The organism is Pseudoroseomonas cervicalis ATCC 49957 (assembly GCF_000164635.1).
Taxonomy (GTDB): Bacteria; Pseudomonadota; Alphaproteobacteria; order Acetobacterales; family Acetobacteraceae; genus Pseudoroseomonas; species Pseudoroseomonas cervicalis.
In genome coordinates this window covers 537,198-539,962 of record NZ_GG770778.1, presented here as the reverse complement: position 1 = coordinate 539,962, position 2,765 = coordinate 537,198, and the positions used below count along the sequence as shown (strand labels likewise).

Annotated in this window: 3 protein-coding genes; all 3 read right to left on the bottom strand. The window is 74.4% G+C overall.

Features of this window, described 5'->3' with window-relative positions:
- Window positions 1-96: 96 nt before the first annotated feature.
- Complete coding sequence (locus tag HMPREF0731_RS09635) at window positions 97-1,122, bottom strand: MlaD family protein (RefSeq protein ID WP_040612627.1); 1,026 nt, start codon at window positions 1,120-1,122, stop codon at window positions 97-99.
- 1 nt (window position 1,123) lies between these two features.
- Entirely contained in the window at window positions 1,124-1,924 is an 801-nt protein-coding gene (locus tag HMPREF0731_RS09630; protein ID WP_007003919.1) for an ABC transporter ATP-binding protein, read from the bottom strand.
- A gap of 2 nt (window positions 1,925-1,926) precedes the next feature.
- The coding region (locus HMPREF0731_RS09625) for an MlaE family ABC transporter permease (RefSeq protein ID WP_007003918.1) at window positions 1,927-2,765 on the bottom strand (839 nt) is incomplete at its 5' end.

The following is a 2,765-nucleotide window of genomic DNA, read 5'->3' as shown; positions in this document are numbered from 1 at the left end:
CGAGCAGGCGGCGAGGCCGAGCGGGGCGAGGGCCAGCAGCGAGCGGCGGGGCAGTCGGGGCATGGGCGGCGATCTCCTGGCGGGTGCGGCGGGGCGTCAGCGGTAGTTCGGGGCCGGCGGCGGCGCGCCGAAGATCGCCTGGCCGGGGGCGCGGCGCAGCGCCTCGGTGGTGTCGCGCAGATTGCCCGCCACCGCCCGCAGGTCGCGCAGCAGCGGGCCGAGATCGGCATTGGCGTCCTGCGTCGTGGTGCGGGCGCTGCGCGCCACCTGCTCCAGCGAGGCGATGGCCGCCGGCAGCCGGGCCAGGGCCTGGCGCAGCTCCCCCGCCGCGGCCGAGGCATTGGCGAGCGTCGCGCGCGCCTCCGGCCCGCCCACCACGCCGCGCAGCTCGGCCACCGTCTCGCGCAGCTCGCGCACCAGCCCGGGCAGGTCGGTCTCGCTGGCCAGGCCGCGCAGCGCCGTCATGGTCTCGGCCGCCTCGGCCAGGGTGCGGGAGAGGTCGCCCTCCTGCAGCTGCTCCTTCACCAGCCCGACAACGGCGCCGACATCGCCCAGCAGCTGCTCGATCGGCGCCTGCTGGATGCGCGACAGCAGCGCCTCCGCCGCGTTCTGCACCTGCGCCACGGTCGAGGGCATGGCCGGGATCACCGGATAGGCGGGCGTCCAGGGCAGGTCCTCGCGCGCCGGGAAGCGCGCCGCGTTGACGAAATCCAGCTCGATATAGGCCAGCCCGGTGATGCCCTGGCTGGAGAGCCGCGCGCGCAGGCCGCGGCTGACCGCGCGCTCCGCCGCCTCGGCGCTGTCGATGGTGGCCTTGGCGGGGTCGAGCGCCAGGCGCACCAGCACCAGCTGGAAGGCCTCCAGCGCCTGGTTGCGGCTGGAGGGCGGGTATTCGGCGTTGACCAGGCCGATCTCGCTCACCTGGCCGATCTGCACGCCGCGGTAGCGCACCGCCGCGCCGACCTCGAGGCCGGTGACGCTCTCCCCCAGATAGGTCTCGAAGACCATCGCCTGGCGGCCGAGGCCGCCGCCGGTGAGGAACAGCACGAAGCCGAGGCCGAGCCCCAGCCCGGCCAGGATCAGCGCGCCGACCCGGACATAGAGGCGCGAGGTCTGGGGCATGTCAGGCGGCCTCCCGGCGGAAGAAGGCGCGCACCGTGGGGTGCGTCGCATGGTCGCGCAGATCGCGCGGGTCGCCCTCGGCGATCATGCCCTGGGCCTGCTTGTCGAGCATGATGCAGCGGTCGCCGATGGCCAGGATGCTCTGCAGCTCATGCGTCACCACCACGAAGGTGGTGCCGAGGTCGCGCGCCAGGTCGCGGATCAGCTGGTCCAGCCCGGCGGAGGTGATGGGGTCGAGCCCGGCCGAGGGCTCGTCGAGGAACAGCAGCGGCGGGTCGAGTGCCATGGCGCGGGCGATGCCGGCGCGCTTGGCCATGCCGCCGGAGATCTCGGCCGGCAGCCGGTGCGCGGCATCGCCGAGGCCCACCAGGCCGAGCTTGATGCGCGCGACCTCCTCCCGCGCCGCGCGCGGCAGGGCGGTGTGCGCCTCCAGCGGCAGCATGACGTTCTCGAGCAGCGTCATCGAGCCGAACAGCGCGCCCGACTGCCACATCACGCCGAGCCGCGCCAGCAGGGCGCGCCGCTGCGCGCCGCCGGTTTTCGCCAGCTCCTGGCCGAGGATGCCGATGCGCCCGGCGGTCGGGCGGTAGAGCCCGATCAGCAGCTTCAGCAGGGTCGACTTGCCGCAGCCCGAGCCGCCCAGGATGACGAAGACCTCGCCGCGCTCGACGCTGAAGCTGACATCGCGGAACAGAGTGTTGGCGCCGAAGGCCATGGCGACGCCGTCGGCCCTCACCACCGGGTCGCGCGGCGTGTGGCGGTGGAGGTCGGGGCTGGCCTGGCCGCGCTCGGTGCCGTCCATGCTCACCAGCCCAGCCGGTAGAACAGCACGGCGAACAGCCCGTCCAGCACCACGGTGGAGACGATGCCGCCCACCACCGCCGCCGTGGCCGCGTCGCCCACCGCGCGCGGGCCGCGCCCGGCGGAGAGGCCGGCGCGGCAGCCGATGCCCGCCACCACCAGCCCGAACACCACCGACTTGCCGAGCCCGCCCAGCAGCGTGCCGAGCGTCAGCCAGTAGCTGAGCTGGTTGATCACCAGCGCCGCCGGGAAGCCCAGCGCGCCCATCACCGTCCCCATGCCGATCAGGCCGGAGAGGTTCATCAGCAGGGTCAGCACCGGCATCACCAGCATCGCCGCGATCAGCCGCGGCAGCACCAGCATCACCATGGGGTCGATGCCCATGATGCGCAGCGCGTCCACCTCCTCGTTCACCGTCATGGTGCCGAGCTCGGCGGCGAAGGCGGAGCCGGTGCGGCCGGCCAGGATGATGGCGGCGATCAGCGGCCCCAGCTCGCGCAGCAGGGAGATGCCGACCAGCGAGGGGATGTAGATCTCCGCCCCGTATTGCCGCATCGGGATGGAGGACTGGAAGGCCAGGATGACGCCGATCAGCAGGCCGAGCAGCAGGGTCAGCGGGAAGGCGCGCAGCCCGGCCTCGTCCAGGTGGCGCAGCAGGTCGCCCACGCGCAGCCGGCGCGGCCGCGGCAGCAGGGAGAGCGTCATCACCACCGCCTCGCCCAGGAAGCCGGTGGCGGCGCGCACATCCCTCAGCACGGCCACCGCCCAGGCGCCGATGCCGGCGACGAAGGGCAACGGGCGCGGCGGCGGGGTGGGGCGGGCGGCCTCCAGCGCCTGGCGGG

Bases quoted from the DNA above. Each gene is read 5' to 3' on its own strand.
- HMPREF0731_RS09635 (WP_040612627.1), bottom strand. From the start codon at position 1,122: ATGCCCCAGACCTCGCGCCTCTATGTCCGGGTCGGCGCGCTGATCCTG.
- HMPREF0731_RS09630 (WP_007003919.1), bottom strand. From the start codon at position 1,924: ATGGACGGCACCGAGCGCGGCCAGGCCAGCCCCGACCTCCACCGCCAC.